Below are 18821 nucleotides of genomic sequence, written 5' to 3'. Positions count from 1 at the left end.
CCCTTTGCATACTTAATTAGTGATTAAGCAGTTCAGCTACTATTATACCTGAGCGGAGCCAGGCAATCACGCCGCAGCCGCTTATTCTTCCGCCTCAATCTTGGTCAGCGGTACCGTAGCCGGACCTTCGAGCACTTTTCCATCGTAGGAGAAGCGGGAGCCGTGACAAGGGCAGTCCCAGGAGCGTTCCCCGTCATTCCATTCACATTCACAGCCCATATGGGTACAGGTTCTGTCCACAAGATGGAGCTTGCCCCCGGTATCGCGGTAGGCGCCTACCCGTTTGCCGTCATGGAATACAACGGCACCTTCGTCGGCCTGCAGATCGCGTGTTTTTTTGTGGACAAATTCCAGCTTGCCGGTTACCAGCTCTTTGGCTACATTGCTGTTTTGTACAATGAAGTTTTTGATACCGGGTTTGGCCTTGAAGCGGGAAGGATCATACAGCTCGGTGTATGGGCTGCCCTTGCCTGTGATCTGATCCGTAATCATGCGTGCCGCCAGTGTTCCGTTGGTCATGCCCCACTTGGCGAAGCCTGTGGCAATATAAATTTCTTCATCATCAAGCTTGCCGATGTAAGGAACTTTGTCCACCGTAATGAGATCCTGGGCCGACCAGCGGTAAGGAATGCCCTTGATGCCAAGCAGTTCGCCGGCGAACACCTCCAGATTCTCGTAATGGCCGAAGGTGCAGATGCCCTGACCGGTCTTGTGCCCTTCACCGCCGACGAGCACCAGCTTCTGGCCGTTCCATTCCACTGCCCGCAGGGAGCGTGTCGGGGTTGAGGCGCTCAGATACATCCCTCCCTCATAATCAGCTTCAGGCTGAATGGCCAGAGCGTAGGAACGTTCCGCATGCAGGCGCGTGAAATAAAGGCCGCCCCCGTCATAAAAAGGGAAATGGGAAGCCGAAACGGCGTGGCGGCACTTGATGGTGTACTCCTCCCCTTCGGTGTGCAGCGTGAGGAGACCGTCTTTATCCACCTTCTCCCCGATCGTGGTGTGCTCGAAGACGACACCGCCCTTTTCGAGGACGACGTCCAGCAGTCCCTTAAGATACTGCAGCGGATGGAAACGGTATTGGCCCGAAAGCTTAATGGCTCCTCCAGCCATCAGCGGCAGCGAGATGTTATCCTGCCATTCCCCCGGGATCCCGATCTTCTGATAAGCCTCAAACTCCGCTTCCAGCTGTTTCAGCGTCTTATCATCTCCGGCATTTGCATACAGGATGGCATCTTCGCGAACTAACCCGCAGGACAGGTCCAGCTCCCCCGCTGTGGCAACGATCCAGTCCATGGCTTCATTGTTGGAACGGAAATACGCCCAGGCCTGCTCCTCGCCGAAATTCTTCACCAGCTCATTGTAGATCATGCCGTGCTGGGCGGTAATTTTGGCGGTTGTGAACCCGGTGGTGCCGTCAAACAGGCGCCCGGCTTCCAATAGGGTAACTTTATAGCCCTCCTTAGCCAGCAGATAGGCTGTGGTAATTCCGGTAATTCCGCCTCCGACAATCGCGACATCCGTAACATGATCTTCCGCAAGCTTCGGAAAAGAAGGCAGATCTACAGTGTCTCTCCATAACGATTCCGGAAATTGCGGAAGACCCTGCGGCACTTGGTTCGGTGAACTCATCTCATACATCCCTCCAACTAGTAATTGTCATTTCATTTATTACCACACTCCCGGTAAAAGAAACCCGGCTGAAGCCCCTGTGCATGAAATGCAGGCAACCGTGCCAAAATAAGGGCGAGTTTCCGGGAGAATTCCGGATCACAGGGGGGATTGTCCATGCCGGAACAGAAGCAGCAGAAAAAAGAAGAGGTTTCTTTGGAATGGATCAGGAAGCAGTTTGAGAACTTCGCCGATTTGGAGGATGTTGAGCTGACTGTCCCTTCCGGCAAGATCAGCCTGCTGTTCGTCAAAAGCATTACAGATTCGCAGGCGGTCAGCCAGCGGCTGATCACACCCTTTTATGAAATGGATGATATACAAGCATATTTCCGTTACTTGACGGATTACCCGGGCAGTGAGCCTGCCACAACCAGAGAACAGGCCAATGTGTTGTTGTTAAGCGGATATGCCTGCATAGAAAGCGGCGGAGAGCTGTGTTTCTTTGAGGTGCTCAAGGCAGAGAACAGCAGCGTCAAGGAAACGATGACGGAGAGTATCACCCAAGGGCCTTCCGATGCCCTGACCGAGAATCTGACCGTCAACCTGAACCTGATCCGCCGCCGCTACCAGTCAGCAGATCTCAAGATGGAATCGATGGTCATCGGTAATCTGTCCAGAACAAAGCTGGCGATCCTGTATGATGACACAAGGGTGGACTCCCAAGTATTAAAGGAGCTTAAAGAGAGACTCGACACGCTGGAGCTGGATATTGTACAGGCTGCAGGAGAAATGGACAGATATCTAAACAGCGACAGGGTGCGGATATTTCCCAAAACGATCGTAACGGAAAGACCGGACAGAGTGGTGTTTAATCTGGCGGAGGGAAAAGTGGTGGTGATGATGGATACGACGGGATATGCCATCGTGCTGCCGGCCATCTTCAGCGATTTCTTCACGGCGATGGACGATAAAATACATGTTCCTATAGTAGGACGGTTCCTGAAAATGCTGCGGGTCATCGGGGTGGCAATGACCCTCTGGCTGCCGGCGCTTTATGTGGCGTTCACCTCGTACAATCCGGAGATTGTACGGGTGCAGATTGCGCTGCTGATTGCCGGAAGCCGGGCAACGGTACCCTACCCCTCCTTTGTGGAAGTGCTTATTATGCTGATGATGATGGAGTTTCTGACGGAAGCAAGCTTGCGTCTTCCCAGAGCCATAGGTCCGACGGCAACAACAGTCGGAGGTCTGATTCTGGGCCAGGCGGCAACGGCTGCCGGGCTGGTCGGCAACATTATGATCATTCTGGTATCGGCCGTGGCCATTTCCAATTTTATGGTTCCGCTGAATATGATGAGCTTTTCGATCCGTGTGCTGAAATATGTGTTCGTGCTTGCTGCCGCTGCCGTTGGCCTGATTGGCGTAGTTATCTGTCTTGTGGGGTTCACGATGTATTTATGCAGCCTTCGCAGCTTCGGACAGCCGTACTTCAGGCTGTTCGTAATAGATAACGCAGTTTCTTTCATGGACAAGAAAGGCGGGAGGAGATAAATGGCCTCAACCCGGTATCTCTATTGGCTTGTTCTGATGAACAGCCTGATCAACATTATTAATTTTGTACCGAGAGAGCTGATAGATGCCCGTTTTAAAGGAGCACAGACCTCCATTCTTCTCGCAACGGTGCTGGGTACGTTTCTGATCTACCTGTTCACCTCACTGATGAGTAAATTCCCGGGCAAGGGCGTTCCTGAAATTTATGAAAAATCCCTTCCCAGGCTGTTGGCCTCTCCGCTTATTGTTATTTTTGCGCTGCTCTGGTGCCTGGCGGGTATCATTACGCTGCTGTCCTTTGTGGACATTACTTTGCGGTTTATCAGCCCGGATACCGGACCGTACTACATCATTATCAGCTTTTTGTTCGTAGTCTGCTTATGTGCGCGCATGGACTCGCTCTCGCTGCTGTACGGGCTTGAGATGATGCTGGGGATCAGCCTGCCGCTCATACTCTACACAACCTTCAAAGCGGTAATTAACCGGGATTTTAACTGGGACGCGGTACTGCAGATTATGACCTTTGCCCCTCATGCTCCGGACCTGAAAAGTGTTATGGCAGCGACATTCACCTTCAGCGGTTACGTCAATCTGGCAATATTTAACCGGGTATTCCATAAGCTGAAGCTGAAGCACCGCTGGATTATGGGAGTGCAGGGATTTTTTGTGCTGCTGCTGACTTTTTTTGTGCCCATTGGGTATTACGGCACGATGGGGGTGGAGAGACATGTCTACACATGGTTTTCTACTGCGGACAGTATCCGCATTGAGAGCTTCCTGATTGAGCGAATGCTGTACATCTTCTATTTCGCTTATGTTACCATGTCGCTGGTCAGCGTCATTATCCATTGGCATGTCGGTAAAGAGATGCTGATGAGCCTGTTCCCCCCGTCAAAGCACAAAGTATCCAGAGCAAAACGGTGGCAGGAAGCAATTATACTGAGCCTCTTTTGCGCGGTCACGTTAACCTTGATGAACCTGGACCAGTACCAGCTCAACAATCTGGGGGTATTTTTTCTGAATGCGAGAGGAGCAGGGGAACTGCTAATCAGTGCTGTGCTGTTCTATTGCTACCTGGATGTGAGGAGGCGGAAGATATGAGGAAAATGCTGCTGTGCATCTCATGCATACTGCTGCTCTTATTGACCGGCTGCGAGTTCAAGGATATTGACCGCCGCATCTTTGTCGTTGCAATTGGTGTTGACCCGGGAACACAGGAAGGATTCTTTAAAGTCAGCCTGAAGCTGGCTGTTCCCCAGGGTGACGTCACCAAGATTGATGAAAAAATGCTGATTTTAACCGAGGAGTCGACCAGTATTTCCGAAGCGCTGCGCAGGATGAAATCCAGAGTAGAGAAGGAACTGGACTATGTGCACTGCAAATCACTCATTTTAGGTGAGGGCCTTGCCAGGAAGGATGTCCGGCATGTCATCGACTGGTCGGTCCGGCGCCGGGATATTCAGCTTATTCTTAACTTTGCGGTGGGCCGTCCCGGGGCTCTGGAGGTACTGAAGGTAAAACCCCCTTCGGAACGCATCCCGTCCAACTCGCTGATTCTGGCGATGAGCGGACAGGGGACGGAATCCCCCTTCATTACCAGCGTATTTGCCTACCAGATGATGCGGGATGTGTATGAGAAGGGCCAGGATCCCATAATGCCTGTTATTGAAGCACAGGGGAAGGAAGAGTTCCTGATCAATAAAATCGCTCTGATGGACAAGCAAAGAATCAGGCTTGAATTGTCCCCGGACGAGTCCCGGCTGTTTAATCTGCTGGCACGTACCAATCTGCGGAGCAACTTTCCGGCCATCGTAGACGGCGAGATGTACCAGTATTATACGGAGAGCAGCTCATCAAGCTACAAGATTGTTACACCGGAAGATGGAAAGCCCTTTATCCGCTATACTATTAAAATCAAAGCGATTGTGGAGGAAAACAGTACAGAGGATGTGGTAACCCCCGATTTAATGAGGAGGATTTCATCTTCGGGGGAGGAGTGGCTGGTCAGGGAGGTTCATGAGCTGCTGACCAAAATCCGGGATTCGGGTCTGGATCCCTTGGGCTGGGGCCTGCACTATGGCTCCCGGCACTGGAATAACGATACGGAGATGCAGGTATGGAGCGCAATGTATCCGGAACTTGATTTTGAAGTAAAGGCTGACGTGAATGTGAAATACTCAGGGATGATTAAATAATGGCATATAACATTGACGCTGGGACATTCAAGATTTATACTTGATCTAATAACAAGTAAAAGGATGATAACTATGAGAAATCTGAATTTGACCTCCCAGCGTCAAGCCGTTTATGATATCGTCCGCAATGCGCATGATCATCCTACCGCTGCGGAGGTAATGAACCGGCTCGTTGAGCAGGGGCATAACCTGGCTTATGGTACCGTATATAATTCGCTTCGTTATCTTGCAGATAAACAGATGATCCGGGAATTGAAACTGGGTGAAGCGGCCAGCAGATACGATGCCCGGATGGATGACCACCAGCATATCATCTGCGAAGTGTGCGGTGCGGTGGACGAGGTCATGAGCCAAGTTCCCCAGGAGTGGACAGATGCAGTAGCCAAAGACACCGGTTATTCCATTTCTCACGCTCATGTGGTATTCGGAGGCATATGTCCGGACTGCCAGAGAAAAGCAGCGAACTAGAATCAGCAGCGGACAGGAAGGCACCGGACAAAGGCAGCATAATAAATACGGGGACCGTTTAATGCAAAACGGTCTTTTTGCTGTGTCTCCCGTAAGCAATGGGTCCTGATTTGTCTTTGTGTCTTTTCTTTTCAGGCCCTTTCCAAGTATACTGATAAGCAATAAAGCTGGGCTAAAGAAGGGGAGAGATGTTCATGGCAGAGCAATTAAAGGGGCTGACCGTTGCCCTTGCCGGTCCGCGCAAGGCGGAAGAGATGGCCAGACTGGTTACGAATATGGGCGGTACGGCGCTTCACCGCCCTGCCCAGGGGACGGTATTTCTGGATGACGGGGCACTGCGTGAGGCGCTTTTATCCTGGACCGAGCATCCGCCGGATCTGGCGATCCTGACGACAGGCATGGGGCTGGAGGCTTTGTTCGAACAGGCGGAAAGCCTGGGGCTTGCCGACCGCTTTCTGGCAGCTCTGTCGGGAGCGCCGGTTGCCGCGCGGGGCTACAAGACCGTTAATGCCCTGAAAAAACGCGGAATTGTGCCGCAGGTACGGGACGATGACGGCAGCACCACCGGGCTGCTCCGCGGGCTTGCGGGCTGGGACCTGCGCGGCAAAGAGGTCGTGCTGCAGCTGCATGGCGATCCTGCTCCCCGGCTGATAGCCTGGCTTACAGAGGCCGGTGCCGTTATCCGTGAGGTTCAGCCCTACCGCCACACCCCGCCGGAGCCTGGGGCGCTTGCGCTGCTGCTCACCGAGATTACGGAAGGCAAAGTGGATGCCGTTGCCTTTACAAGTGCGCCACAGTTCAGGTTTCTGGCCCAGCATGCCAGGGAGCAAGGCAGGCTGGAAGAGCTCATTACAGCTTTTGAAACCAGAGTACTGGCTGTTTCCGTAGGCAAAATCACTACGGAATCACTGAAGGAAGAAGGCATCCAGCGGATTGTAATGCCTGAGCATGAGCGCATGGGCAGCATGTTCGTGGAGCTTGGGCGGTATGTTGCCGCAAGCCGCTGACCGTTATAGAGTCACAATAATGTCAAATTCCCGCTCCTGAATGGGCGGGATATTGTTTTAACCGGTAATCCAAGATAAAAGATATCAGGAGGAGGATCCCTATGGATAAGAGAAAATGCCTGCTGCTGGGTGACTATACCCACCCCCGGTTCCATCCGCTGCAGGGTGTGGACAAGCAAATCAGTGAAATTCTGAATGAGCTGCTGACAGTGCAGTGTTCGGAGAACAAAAAGCTGCTGCTCAGCGAGCATTTGGCCGGATATGACCTATGTATTGCATACAATGAATTGTGGAATGAAACGGTGTCCCCTCAGCAGACCGCCGGTCTGCTGAGTTATGTGAGCGGGGGCGGCGGCCTGATTGTGCTGCATACCGGAGTGTCACTGGCCAAACGTTATGAGCTGGCCCATCTGATCGGCGGACGGTTTACAGGTCATCCGCCATATACACCGCTGAACTTCAAGGTCCTGGAACATGATATTACCGAGGGCATGGAGGACTTTCAGCTGGATGAGGAGCCTTACCGCTTCGAGTTCGATCCGTTTACCGAGAAGACCATTCTGCTTGAGTATGAGGCTGACGGCGAAAGGCTGCCTGCAGCCTGGTGCCACAGCTATGGCCAAGGGCGTGTAGTCTATATCATGCCGGGCCATCACGAGCCTTCCTTCCGTCATCCGGCGGTCCGCGAGCTGATTCTGCGGGCCGCCACCTGGGCGGCAAGAATTCACAGAACAGGCTGATTCTTTGTGAAAAAGCCCGTCAGGGGTTATACTCTAACCATAACTGGAATATATGGGAGGAAAGAGCCATGAGCGATTTGTTCAAAAAAGCAATCTCTTTAGGAGTAGGCCTCACCATTGTCAGCAAGGAAAAGGTAGAAAAGGTTGTCGAAGAGCTCGTCAAAAAGGGTGAGCTGGCCCCCTCGGAATCCAAGGCGCTTATCGACCGGCTGGTCGACCGCGGCGAAGAGGAACGGGGCGCGTTCAAGGCGGCCGTTCAGGAACAGGTCCAGCGTGTGCTTAAAGACCTGAACGTTCCCGGGCATAACGACATAGCCGGACTGGAAGCAAGAATTGCCGTATTGGAGCGCCGTGTGGCCGAGCTGGAGGCGGAATCCGCGCCGGAGGTTCATTCTCTGGCGGATGAAGAGCCCCTGACGGACACGCGCACGGATTAAATGGCGGTCCGCATCAGACATGCCGGACGGTACCGGACGATTGCCATGGCGCTTATGCGCCATGGCTTCGGCTATATGGTGGAGGAACTGGGACTGCATCACCTGCTCTCCCTGCCGCGCCGGATCATGACGCATGAGGCTCACGAGAATATTACGCTGGGAGAGCGGGTCCGCCGGGTGCTGGAGGACCTGGGCCCGACCTTTGTCAAGCTGGGCCAGCTTGCCAGCACCCGTTCCGATCTGCTGCCCGATTCCATTATCCAGGAGCTAATCAGGCTGCAGGACAGTGTGGCCCCGTTCCCGGCGGAGACTGCACGGAGCATTATAGAGCAGGAGCTGGATCAGCCCCTGGATGAAATCTTTCAGCATTTTGACAATACACCGATTGCTGCGGCGTCTATCGGCCAGGTGCACCAGGCGGTGCTCCACGGCGGACAGAGCGTCGCGGTTAAGATACAGCGTCCCGGCGTCCTGCGGACGATGAGCCGGGACTTGGAAATTCTTCACGACCTCAGTGCTCTTGCCGAAAAAAGGCTGGACTGGGCGAAACAGTACGGCCTGACCCGCATGGTGGAGGAATTCTCGCGTTCCCTGCTGGCCGAGCTTGATTACGGCCAGGAAGGCCGCAATGCCGAGCGTATTGCCGGACAGCTGTCTGAACAGGATAAGGTATATATTCCGGCAATATTCTGGGATTGCAGCTCGGCCCGGGTGCTGACCATGGAATATGTCAGCGGCCTTACGCTGAACCGCCGCGAAGAGCTGCTTGCCCGGGGGGTCAAGCTGAAGACCGTGGCCCAGCAGCTTGTAGAGATGATGCTGAACCAGATCTTTATTCACGGCTTCTTTCATGCCGACCCCCATCCCGGCAATGTAATGCTGCTGGATAACGGCAAGCTTGCACTGATTGACTTCGGGATGGTCGGGCGGCTGAGCGAAGATATGAAGGACGGCCTCTCCGCGATGGTGATCGCGCTTATGCGCAGAAACACCGATTCCATGGTGCGGGCGGTTCTGCGCCTGGGGGTAATCCCGGAGGATGCCGACAGGGCAGCGCTCCATGAGGATATGGACCGGCTGCGCGAGGCCTATTATGATATTCCGTTCAATCAGGTCAGTATCGGGACGGCGCTGAATGACCTGTTCGGCATTGCCCGCAAGCACCGGCTGGTGATTCCCCCCGATCTCGCCATGCTGGGCAAGACGATGCTGACGATGGAAGGGGTTGTCGCGAGCCTCGATCCTTCCTTCAGCATTGTGCAGATGGCCGAGCCCTTCGGCAGGCGGCTGGTGAAGCAGCGGTTCAGCGGCAGCCGGCTGCAGCGCAAGCTGCTCGGCGGAGTTGCTGATCTTGCTGAAAGCCTGGTCGAGCTGCCTTCCCAGGCCCGGCAGCTGTCCGCACTGATCAGCAGGGGCAAGCTTAAGGTGGAGATCGGCGTACCGGAGCTTAAGGATCTGGAGCATAAATTCAGCCGGGTCGGCAACCGGCTGTCCTTCAGTATCGTGCTGCTGGCCTTCAGCATCATTATGGCCGGCCTGATTATCGGATCTTCCCTGCGCGGGGAGCCGTCGCTGATCTGGGACTTTCCGACAGTGGAGATCGGCTCGGTCGTTGCGCTGCTGATGATTTTATGGCTGCTCTTTTCCATATTTAAATCGGGCAGGTTTTAGCGGTGCAAGGCAGGGGAATAATTATTATTCCGCAGTTGCACACAAACCGCGCCATATCAAGTACAATGTATAAGCATGTGTAACGGAAGAGCTCCGGTAACGGGTTCTTCCGCTTTTATTATGGGAATATGAGAAATCAGGCTGATGCCGCCGCTTTGTACAAGCAGTAAGAGGCGTATTTGACTCCAAGAACACGGATACCTATAAATTGCGCTGCACAGTTAAGCAAAAGCCAAAGAATGAGTGAGGTGGAGACATTGCCGGGTTTTAAGGAACTGGGAGTATCAGAAGTATTAAACGGCCTGCTGAAGGGCCAGGGCATCGTTAAGCCGACGCCGGTGCAGGAAGAAGCGATTCCGCCGCTGGTTGAGGGACTGGATGTTATTGCAAGAGCCAAGACAGGAACAGGAAAGACGCTGGCTTTCCTGCTGCCGATTATGGACAAGATCCGCGTGGAGAACGCGTATCCGCAGGCGCTGATTCTGGCGCCTACACGGGAGCTGGCGCTGCAGATTACCGAAGAGGCGCGCAAGCTGGCACGCCACACCGGAGTGAAGATTCTGGCGGTATACGGCGGACAGGATGTGGAGAAGCAGCTGCGCAAGCTGGAAGGCGGCAGACATCTGATCATCGGCACACCGGGCCGGCTGCTGGATCATATGCGCCGCGGAACCCTGGAGCTGGGCGGCGTAAAGATGCTCGTGCTTGATGAAGCCGACCAGATGCTGCACATGGGTTTCCTGGAGGACGTGGAATCGATTATTACGGCCGTGCCTTACCGCCGTCAGACGATGCTGTTCTCCGCAACAATGCCGGACCCGGTCAAGCGGCTGGCAGCCAATTACATGAAGGAGCCGCTGGATATTGTGATCAAGAGCGGTTCACCGATTCCGCTGGACAATATCAAGCAGCAGGTCGTGGAGGTCTCCGACCGCAACAAGGAGGAGGCGCTGATCGCGCTCATCGAACGGGACCGCCCTTACCTGGCCATTATTTTCTGCCGGACCAAGCGCCGGGTCTCGAAGCTGAACGAAGCGCTGCAGGCTGCCGGCTATGACTGCGATGAGCTGCACGGCGACCTGTCGCAGGGCAAACGGGAAGCGGTGATGAAACGGTTCCGCGATGCGAAGCTGCAGCTGCTAGTGGCAACGGATGTTGCCGCGCGCGGCCTTGACGTGGAAGGCATCACCCACGTATTTAACTATGATCTGCCGCTGGATTCGGACAGCTATATCCACCGCATCGGCCGGACCGGCCGCGCAGGCGGCAAGGGTCTGGCGATTACGCTGGCCTCGCCGCGTGAATACAACCTGCTCGACCTCATCGAGCACGGAACCACCCAGCGGCTGGACCGCCGCCGCTATGAGAAGGATGAATTCGGCGTAGGCGAATTCACCTCTGTACAGGGCGGCGGCTCCTCCCGCGGCGGACGCAGGAACGCCGCACCTGATGCGGCGCGCGCCGGACGGGGCGAGCGCGGCGGCCGCGGGCAGGGACGCAGCGGCGGAGCGCCGCGTGCGGAAGGCGGAGCACGGCCGGGCGGACGCGGCCGTGACCGCGTGAAGGAAGCAGGCAGCTGGGAAGCGCCTGCCGAGAAGGGCGGCCGCAGCCGCAGCGATGCGGCCGGCGGCAAGCGCAGCGCGTATGGCGCGGCTGCGCCGAGAGGCGCCGAAGCCACCGGCGGGCGCGGTGGCGGCAGGGGGGCCGCCGGCAAGGGCGGCCCTAGCAGCGGCTACAGTGCCAATGTAGCCAGAGGGTCTGAAGCCGGCGGATTCAGCTACGGCGCCTCGAAGGGCGCCGGATCAGGCGCCGGCTACAATCCGGGCGGGGCCAAGGCCAGCCCGAAACACCGGGCCCATGTGGCGCGCAGCGGCGAAGCCGGGGGCTATGGCGCTCCGGCGTCCAGTGGCGGCGGCTCACGCGGTTATAATGCCGGCGGCAGCAGCTCCAAGGGCGGCAAAGGCGGCTTTGGCTCCGGCGGACGCAGCGGCGGCGGTTCTTCGCGCGGCGGGCGCAGCAGCGGTTCGCGCGGCGGCTCACGGGGCGGACGCGGCTCTTCCAGATAAAGGCCGCGGGCTTTCATAGAGTGGACATGTTACCATGGGGTAGTCAGCCGGATTGGCTGGCGGCCCGTGGTAACATTTGTTTTAGGCACAGCTTGAAACATTTTTGGGCTGCGGCCTGTCTAATAGATAAAGAGAACATCCTCATAGATTCACTTAATAGGAGGCTTCACACAGCATGTCCAGAACCAGCAAGATCGTCATCTTATTTATTGTCATCATCGCCGCAGGCTGGGGAATCGGCAAATATGCCATACCATCCGCTTCAGAGAATAATGAAACTGCGGTAGTCGGAGGCAGCGGCCTTCAGGGCCAGCCTGCGGCAAGCAGCGAGCCGTCTCCAGTACCTACTGTGAATCCGGACAGCCAGGGACAAGCGCCGGGGGGGAATGATACAGGCACAGGTGCAGAGGCCTCTCCCCCTGCATCGGCAGGGCCGTCTGATGCCGGAAACGGCGGCGATACAGGCGCAGAACCGTCGCAGACGCCGCAGCCGGCCAGTTCCGGCGGCCCCGGCAATAACGGTGCTGTGATGACTGCCGCCGAACCGGACAGCCTGACCGTAATGGTCAATAAGCAGTACAAGCTGCCTGATAACTATAAGCCGTCTGATCTGGTGTATCCGGATGTGAGATTTATTTTCTCGGAAAAAATCGAGAAGCGGATGATGCGCCGCACCGCCGCCACCGCTCTGGAGGAAATGTTCGCCGGGGCCGAGAAGGACGGCATATACCTGGCGGGCGTCTCTGCGTACCGTTCCGAAAAGACGCAAACGGTACTCTTTAACAACTATGTGGCCAGGGACGGGGAGGAGAAAGCCCGGACGTACAGTGCAGTACCCGGCCACAGTGAACATCAGACGGGCTTGTCTATCGATATCTCCGGCAGTGAGGGCAAGTGTGCGGCCGAGAGCTGCTTTGGGGGAACGAAGGAAGCGGACTGGCTGGCAGCGCATGCTGCGGAGTACGGCTTCATTATCCGTTATCCGGAAGGCAAGGAGGCCATTACCGGCTACATGTACGAGCCTTGGCATGTCCGTTATGTGGGCAAGGAGATTGCCGCTGACATCGCGGCCCGCGGCATTACGCTGGAAGAATATTACGATGCTGTTCCGGTGTCGCAATGATGCTCTTTCTTCGGAATTAGCAATACAGCAGAAGCAGAAGCGGTTCCGCCATGGCGGGGCCGTTTTTTTTGGCGTATCGGTTCACCTGGGTAACCGCTGGTTAAGTAGTGGGGGAAACCAGTCTGATTACATGAAGGAGGCGTACATCATGTCCGAACATAATCATGTAGTAAGCAAGGATGGGGAAGTCACCATGAACAGGATCAATGAAGCCGTGGAGCGGATTGATCCCCAGCAAAGAGAAATGATCCTCAACAACTTTCAGGAATTTAAGAGCTATTTGAGCAAACGTATCGAACTGGCGCAAAAGATCGGCCTGAACGAAGAACAGCTGGCTGTAGCTACAGAAAAAATAGCCGATTATCTTGCGGCACATGAAGAACCGCGCAACAGCGAGGAGCAGCTGCTGCTGGAGCTGTGGAAGGTCGGCAACAAAGAGGAGCGCCATAAGCTGGCCCATATGCTGGTGAAGCTGGTGCAGGACTAAGCTCGCTTGGCGTAAACAGTATTGTGTATTCAGCAAATAAGGGGCCTTTCCTGTCAGACAGGGAAGGGCCCCTTTTGCAATTGGCTGTCCGGTGATGCTAAGGTAAGAGTGAAATCACAATCTGGAATGCAGAGAGGAAGGGAAGCAGGATGTCAATCTACAGTTTCGCCGGGGTTACGCCTTCAGGTACAGAGGTTCCGTTCAAGGAATATGAAGGCAAGGTGCTGCTGATCGCCAATACGGCCAGCCAGTGCGGGCTTACCCCGCAATACGGTGAGCTTCAGAAGCTCTATGAGGACTATGGGGACCGGGGCCTTGTGGTGCTGGGCTTTCCCTGCAACCAGTTTGCCGGCCAGGAGCCTGGAAGCAGTGAAGAAGCGGAGGCATTCTGCCAGGTTAACTATGGAGTCAAATTTCCGGTTTTCGCCAAAACCGATGTCAACGGTCCGGAGGCCAGCCTGCTTTTTAAATATCTGAAGGGCCAGCAGCCGGGTGCGGGGGAGAGCAGCGACATCCAGTGGAACTTCACCAAATTTCTGGTGGACCGCAGTGGTCAAGTAGTGGCCCGGGTAGAGCCCAGGGAGTCGCCGGAGACGATGAGAGGGCTCATCGAATCCCTGCTGTAGCTGCATTATAAGAATAAGATCCCTCTGAGCCGGTATATCCGGTGCCCGGAGGGATTTTTAATTTGGTTCTGTAGACGGGTGAAGCCTGAACAGGCATTATACTGTGAAAATAATCCTTGACGGTTTTCAGGGACACTGTATCCTTTGAAGAGGAAAAACTACACCCAGAACCCATCAGAAACGGTTGCATAAAGCGCGGAATGAAGCAGGATAATAACGGCAGGAGGGTTTTAAAAGGGCATGAGGTTAATTACAGAGGTGGCATCGGCAGCAGGAATTCATGAAGATCATCTGGAGCTTTACGGGAAATATAAAAGCAAGCTGGCACCTTCGCTCTGGGAAGAGCTGAAGCAGAAGCCGGACGGGAAGCTGGTGCTGGTCACAGCCGTCAATCCCACGCCCGCAGGCGAAGGCAAAACATTAACAACCATCGGACTGGCCCAGGCGCTGAATGCCGCGGGGGTGAAGACTGTAGCGGCGCTGCGCGAACCTTCGCTGGGTCCATGCCTCGGCATGAAGGGCGGGGCCACCGGCGGCGGAAAGGCGCAGATTGTTCCGGCAGATGAAATTAATCTGCATTTTACCGGAGATATTCATGCTGTAACTTCAGCCCACAATCTGCTGTCCGCGATGATCGACAATCATATTTTCCAGGGCAATGAGCTGGGCCTTGATCCGCAGCGTATTGTCTGGAAACGGGTCATGGACATGAATGACCGCAGCCTGCGCAGCATTGTCACCGGCCTTGGCGACGGGAACGGAACGGTTCGTGAGAGCGGCTTTCAGATTACGACCGCTTCGGAAATTATGGCTGTATTATGCCTGTGCGAAAATCTGGCTGATCTGAAGGCAAGACTGGGCCGGATGCTGATCGGGTATGACCAGTCCAGCCGGCCGGTAACCGCCAGGGAGGTGGGGGCTGTGGAGGCGATGACCGCCCTGCTGAAGGAAGCTGTAAAGCCGAACCTGGTACAGACTCTTGAAGGTACACCGGTGATTGTACACGGGGGTCCTTTTGCCAATATCGCGCACGGCTGCAGCAGTGTAATCGGTACACGGCACGCTTTGAAGCTGGGCGATGTAGTAGTAACGGAGGCCGGATTCGGCGCCGACCTTGGCGCAGAGAAATTCATGGATATCAAATGCCGCCAGGCTGGACTTGCCCCTTCTGCAGCTGTGCTGGTAGTAACGGTCAAATCACTGAAGTACAACGGAGGTGTCCGCAAGGAGGAGCTGTATGCCGGCAACCGGGCCGCGCTGCTCTCCGGGCTATCCAACATGGAGCGTCATATCGAGAATCTGGGCAAATTCGGCGTTCCGGTGCTGGTCGCGCTCAATCATTTCGAAGGGGATGCCCCGGCTGAAGTCAATGAAGTGCTGGAGGCCTGCCGCCGGCTGGGTGTGCCTGCTGCGGTATCAAAGGTCTGGGCGGAAGGCGGAGCCGGAGGATTGGAGCTGGCACTGGAGCTGAAGAAGCTGCTGGACCGGGAGGACGGGGGCAGGTTTGCACCGCTTTATGAAGATAACCTCGATATTCCGGCCAAAATCAATAAAGTCGTCACAGAAATTTACCGCGGCGCCGATGTAGCCTTCTCTCCTGCAGCCAAACGCAGTCTGGCTATTATTGAAAAGCTTGGCCTGCAGCATCTGCAGGTATGCATGGCCAAGACGCCGTATTCCTTCTCGGACCAGCCCAGGCTGCTCGGTGCGCCTGAAGGCTTCACCATGGGTGTCCGCGACATTACCTTATCGCTCGGTGCCGGCTTTGCTGTAGTGATTACCGGTAACATGGTGACCATGCCGGGTCTTCCGGCCAGGCCGGCTGCCGAAGGGCTGCAGGTGGATGAAGACGGAAGGATTCACGGCCTGGAGTAGCAGGCTGCCCCGATCTGCTGTATGAGAAACCAGTGCCAGGCGGATTTCCCGCGGCATTGGTTTTTTTTATCGTGCTGTAAAAAGATATAAAGTCCTCCCGCCTGGGTAAAATACAATTAGAGCAACGTGTTGCCTGCACATACTGCGTCTAACCATGTAGAAGATAATCCAAATTGTGAACAATGTGAGAAAAATCACAATTACACTTGTGTTGTGAGAAAAATCACAATATAATCAATGTATAAAGTGAAATTAATCACAAATACCAGAAAATAAATAAATAGCTTTACCAATTTGGAGGAGGATGAAATCATGAAAGTAGCAGTCATTGGATGTACACACGCCGGAACCGCAGCCATTGTGAATACCGCCCAGCTTTACCCGGATGCCGAAATTACGGTGTACGAGAAAAATGATAACGTGTCGTTCCTGTCATGCGGCATTGCGCTTTATGTAGGCGGAGTGGTAAAGGATGCTCAAGGATTGTTCTACTCCTCGCCGGAGAAGCTTGCCGAACTGGGCGTGAAGATGAATATGCGCCATGAAGTTATCAATATAGATACAGAAGCCAAAACACTGCGTGCCCGCAACCTGGCAACAGGCATGGAGCATACAGACACTTACGATAAACTGATTATGACTACCGGCTCGTGGCCGATTATTCCGAAGCTGGAAGGCATGGAACTGGACGGCATCCTGCTGTCGAAGAATTACGCCCACTCCAACACGATTATTGAAAGAGCGCAGAAAGTGGACAGAATCACTGTGATCGGCGCGGGATACATCGGGGTCGAGCTCGTGGAAGCTTTTCAAATGAACGGGAAGCAGGTTACCCTGATTGATGGCGAAGAGCGGATTCTGAGCAAATATCTCGATAAGGAATTCACTTCACCGATCGAGAAGTCGCTGGAGGATCACGGAATCAAGCTGGCCCTTGGCGAGAAGGTAAGTTCTTTTGCCGGAGAAAACGGTAAAGTGACCAAGGTCATCACGAGCAAAGGGGAGCATGAGACGGATCTGGTTATCCTCTGCATCGGTTTCCGTCCGAATACAGAGCTGCTGAAGGGCCAGGTGGATATGCTGCCTAACGGCGCTATTATCGTCAATGATTACATGCAGACCAGCCTTCCGGATGTGTATGCCGCCGGTGACAGCTGCGCCATCCATTACAACCCGACAGGCAAGCATGCTTACATCCCGCTGGCTACTAACGCTGTACGGATGGGTACGCTGGTCGCCCGCAATCTGGTGGCTCAGACCATTCCTTATATGGGAACACAAGGCACTTCGGGGATCAAAATTTATGAGGACAACATTGCCGGTACAGGTCTGACCGAAGCCGGAGCGAAGGCGGAAGGTATTGAAGCCGACAGCGTCATGATTACCGACAACTACCGTCCGGAGTTCATGCCTACTTTTGAAGAAGTGCAGCTCAAAGTAGTATTCGAACGTGCCACACGCCGGATTCTCGGGGCGCAGATCATGTCCAAGATGGACCTTACGCAATCGATCAACACCGTGTCCGTGTGCATCCAGAACAAAATGACAGTGGATCAGCTGGCCTTCATCGATTTCTTCTTCCAGCCGCACTACAACAAGCCTTGGAACTTCCTCAACACTGCAGGACTTCAGGCGCTGCCTAAAGCTGCCGCAGCTAAGGAAACAGTCAATGTATAACAGATAAAGTGCGAAGCCTGGAGCATTTCATGCTCCGGGCTTTTTTTGTTTCGTTCAGCGGATTATGCCTTTTTGCACATCCCCGTTAAACCCATTATGGTAAATTTGACATGTCAGTGAAAACTTTCACGTGAGCTTTCCTGAGGTGATATTTATCACGTAATTGTGATTGGGATCACGCTACAATGGCATAAAGGAACAAATTTTAAGTAATAAGTCATTATAAAGGGGATAGGAATCATGGCATACAACAAACCGCAGCAGATTGCCGAGGTAACGGTTGAGAACGGAATCAAGAAGGTTCATAATCCGCTTGCGGCCGTGCTCATTCTCGGTTTTCTGGGGGGGGCTTTTATTTCGCTCGGATTTTTGCTGGATATTCGCGTCATAGCCGGTGCACCGGCTGAATGGGGCTCCATAGCTAATTTTATCGGGGCAGCGGTATTCCCGGTAGGACTGATTATGGTGCTGCTGGCGGGGGGCGAGCTGCTGACAGGCAATATGATGGCGGTGCCGCTGGCTTTTCTGGCCAAGAAGATCTCATTATGGGATGTTGTCAAGAACCTCGTGCTGATTACAGTCAGCAATCTGGCAGGCGCCTTGTTCGTCGCCTATTTCTTCGGTCATGTGGTAGGACTGACGGCAGACGGAGTGTACCTGGATAAGCTGATTGATATGGCAGAGCACAAGATTGATGTAACCTTCCTGCAGGCCTTCGTCTCGGGGATCGGCTGTAACTGGCTGGTGGCTCTGGCCGTATGGCTTTCCTACGGGGCGGATAATTTCAGCGGCAAAATTCTTGGCATCTGGTTCCCGACGATGGCCTTTGTAGCAATCGGCTTCCAGCACGTTGTAGCGAACATGTTCCTGATCCCTGCTGCTATATTTGAAGGCCACTTTACATGGGGACAATATTTCGGCAATTTTGTTCCTGTCTGGCTCGGCAATCTCACAGGCGGGGCAATTTTCGTCGCTGCTGCTTATTATATGGCATATCTGCGCAAGGCTCCGGCTGTGGTCTCGGCACCTCAGGACATTCCGGCAGCCGGCATCAAGAAACACGCTTAATGATAGAACGGGCCAGCCGGATCGGCAGGCCTTCAGAACACTTCCTGAGTGATTTTCTCTTCGGCCTACGTGCTTTAGGGAAGCAGCAGGGAGTGTTTTTTGGTTTGGGGAGATCATCCAGACATAACAAAATTCGCCGTGCATATCCGACTCGGGGGAACGAAATCGGGCTCACGGCGAATCAATAGGGAGTGTTTCATGCTCTTTATTACCCTGGTA

At 54.5% G+C, this 18821-nt stretch carries 16 protein-coding genes; 15 read left to right on the top strand and 1 reads right to left on the bottom strand.

Going from position 1 to position 18821, the window contains the following annotated elements:
• Nucleotides 1–81: 81 nt before the first annotated feature.
• Complete coding sequence (locus C2I18_RS10625) at nt 82–1632, bottom strand: FAD-dependent oxidoreductase (RefSeq protein WP_249901149.1); 1551 nt, start codon at nt 1630–1632, stop codon at nt 82–84.
• A 156-nt stretch (nt 1633–1788) separates the two neighbouring features.
• On the opposite strand from C2I18_RS10625, the gene C2I18_RS10620 reads away from it, so the two are divergent.
• The 15 genes from C2I18_RS10620 to C2I18_RS10550 all read left to right on the top strand — a co-directional run bounded on the left by C2I18_RS10620 (nt 1789) and on the right by C2I18_RS10550 (nt 18602).
• Nucleotides 1789–3162, top strand: coding sequence for a spore germination protein (locus tag C2I18_RS10620; protein WP_249901148.1), 1374 nt, complete (start codon nt 1789–1791; stop codon nt 3160–3162).
• Nucleotides 3163–4263 (top strand): GerAB/ArcD/ProY family transporter, encoded by a 1101-nt coding sequence (locus tag C2I18_RS10615; RefSeq protein WP_249901147.1) that lies wholly within the window; start codon nt 3163–3165, stop codon nt 4261–4263.
• A complete protein-coding gene (locus tag C2I18_RS10610) occupies nt 4260–5357 on the top strand; it encodes a Ger(x)C family spore germination protein (RefSeq protein ID WP_249901146.1) in 1098 nt (365 codons plus the stop codon). The genes C2I18_RS10615 and C2I18_RS10610 overlap by 4 nt, the downstream gene beginning before the upstream one ends.
• Before the next feature lie 72 nt (nt 5358–5429).
• Complete coding sequence (locus C2I18_RS10605) at nt 5430–5825, top strand: Fur family transcriptional regulator (RefSeq protein WP_249901145.1); 396 nt, start codon at nt 5430–5432, stop codon at nt 5823–5825.
• 194 nt (nt 5826–6019) lie between these two features.
• Nucleotides 6020–6832 (top strand): uroporphyrinogen-III synthase, encoded by an 813-nt coding sequence (locus C2I18_RS10600; protein ID WP_249901144.1) that lies wholly within the window; start codon nt 6020–6022, stop codon nt 6830–6832.
• Between the two features lie 101 nt (nt 6833–6933).
• Entirely contained in the window at nt 6934–7572 is a 639-nt protein-coding gene (locus C2I18_RS10595; protein WP_249901143.1) for a ThuA domain-containing protein, read from the top strand.
• A 68-nt stretch (nt 7573–7640) separates the two neighbouring features.
• Entirely contained in the window at nt 7641–8009 is a 369-nt protein-coding gene (locus tag C2I18_RS10590; protein WP_249901142.1) for a phasin family protein, read from the top strand.
• Entirely contained in the window at nt 8010–9680 is a 1671-nt protein-coding gene (locus C2I18_RS10585) for an AarF/UbiB family protein (RefSeq protein WP_249901141.1), read from the top strand.
• A 257-nt stretch (nt 9681–9937) separates the two neighbouring features.
• Entirely contained in the window at nt 9938–11746 is a 1809-nt protein-coding gene (locus C2I18_RS10580) for a DEAD/DEAH box helicase (protein ID WP_481857906.1), read from the top strand.
• Between the two features lie 175 nt (nt 11747–11921).
• Nucleotides 11922–12869 (top strand): M15 family metallopeptidase, encoded by a 948-nt coding sequence (locus C2I18_RS10575; protein WP_249901139.1) that lies wholly within the window; start codon nt 11922–11924, stop codon nt 12867–12869.
• Between the two features lie 148 nt (nt 12870–13017).
• A complete protein-coding gene (locus tag C2I18_RS10570) occupies nt 13018–13356 on the top strand; it encodes a DUF3243 domain-containing protein (RefSeq protein ID WP_249901138.1) in 339 nt (112 codons plus the stop codon).
• 149 nt (nt 13357–13505) lie between these two features.
• Nucleotides 13506–13982 (top strand): glutathione peroxidase, encoded by a 477-nt coding sequence (locus C2I18_RS10565; RefSeq protein WP_249901137.1) that lies wholly within the window; start codon nt 13506–13508, stop codon nt 13980–13982.
• Between the two features lie 240 nt (nt 13983–14222).
• Nucleotides 14223–15857: a formate--tetrahydrofolate ligase gene (locus C2I18_RS10560; RefSeq protein ID WP_249901136.1), complete on the top strand. Its 1635-nt coding sequence runs from the start codon at nt 14223–14225 to the stop codon at nt 15855–15857.
• 312 nt (nt 15858–16169) lie between these two features.
• Nucleotides 16170–17534, top strand: coding sequence for an FAD-dependent oxidoreductase (locus C2I18_RS10555; RefSeq protein ID WP_249901135.1), 1365 nt, complete (start codon nt 16170–16172; stop codon nt 17532–17534).
• Between the two features lie 240 nt (nt 17535–17774).
• Nucleotides 17775–18602: a formate/nitrite transporter family protein gene (locus C2I18_RS10550; RefSeq protein WP_249901134.1), complete on the top strand. Its 828-nt coding sequence runs from the start codon at nt 17775–17777 to the stop codon at nt 18600–18602.
• Nucleotides 18603–18821 lie beyond the last annotated feature (219 nt).

The organism is Paenibacillus sp. PK3_47, assembly GCF_023520895.1.
GTDB lineage: Bacteria > Bacillota > Bacilli > Paenibacillales > Paenibacillaceae > Paenibacillus_AQ.
This window is presented reverse-complemented; position numbering and strand designations above follow the sequence as displayed.